The organism is Rhodococcus sp. CX, from assembly GCF_015865005.1.
Classification (GTDB): Bacteria; Actinomycetota; Actinomycetes; order Mycobacteriales; family Mycobacteriaceae; genus Rhodococcus.
In genome coordinates this window covers 12,719-13,859 of record NZ_JADZGH010000198.1, presented here as the reverse complement: position 1 = coordinate 13,859, position 1,141 = coordinate 12,719, and the positions used below count along the sequence as shown (strand labels likewise).

At 67.9% G+C, this 1,141-nt stretch carries 1 protein-coding gene; it reads right to left on the bottom strand.

Going from position 1 to position 1,141, the window contains the following annotated elements; all coding sequences use genetic code 11:
- Positions 1 to 56 precede the first annotated feature (56 nt).
- A partial coding sequence (locus I0Q12_RS21350) for a gamma-glutamyltransferase (RefSeq protein ID WP_231611161.1) occupies positions 57 to 1,141 on the bottom strand: 1,085 nt, incomplete at its 5' end.

Genomic DNA, 1,141 nt, shown 5'->3' with positions numbered 1-1,141 from the left:
CCGCGGCGACATAGCGCCCCTGGGGTGCCGGAGCCGAAACGGACAGAACAGCATCGTTATTCGACACCGAGAGCCACTCCTTCCTGCCGAGGATCGCTACCGCCGAGCATCACTCCGCGCTCGTCGAGCGAGACGATCTGTGCGCTGCCTTCGGCGCCGAACGCGTCGAGCACCGATACCCGATGACCCTTGTCGGACAGCGCTCGGCGCACGGACTCCGGAACAGTTGCTTCGATGCGCAACTCCGTCGGTGCCCTGAGGGTGTTCGCGTCGGAGCCGGGGTAAACCGTGAAGCGCGGCGCCGACACGGCCTCCTGCGGATCGAGTCCGTGGTCGAGCAGGTGCGAGAGCAACTGCATGTTCCACTGCACCTGACCGTCGCCGCCCGGGGTGTTGCCGACGTGCCGCAGTTCGCCGGCCGCGTCGGTGACGATCCACGCGTTGAGCGTGTGCAGGGGTTTGCGTCGCGGCGCGACCTCGTTGGGGTGCCCGTCGATCAGGTACGCGCCGCGTCCGAGCCGGTTGTTGAGCACGATGCCGGTGCCGGGCACGGTGAACTTCGCGCCGAACGTGAAGGCGAGGGAATGGATGAACGAGACGGCGCGACCGTCCGCATCGACGGCGACCAGCGACGTCGTATCCCCACCCGCCACAGCGAAAGATCCTACAGGTTCGCGTGATTCGAGACGCGTCCGGCCAGCGGCGATGTTGCCGGGGTCGAGAGCGCGTGCCGCCCCGTCGTTGTCGGACGAGCACCAGCGCAATCGGTCCTCGAACGCGATCGCGGCGGCCCGGGCCATGCGATCGATCGCCTCGGAGCCGAGCAGGTCTTCGGATCCCAATGCCCCGTCGCACAACGCGGCCTGTTGCAGCACCATCCATCCCGGAGTCGGCAATGGGGTCTGGTGGACGGTTGCCCCCGCATAGGTTCCGGTCAGTGCGTTCTCCACGGGAACCGTTGCACACTGCTGCCATTCGTCGCCCGTGAACGGGGCACCGGCCGCCCGCACCGCATCGACGCATCGTTCGGCGAGGCTGCCGGTGTAGAAGGAAGCGGGATCGTGGGCAAGTGCACGAATCGTGCGCGCGAGGTCGGCTTGCGGAAGCCGGTCGCCGACACGCGGAACCGCACCGCGCTTCG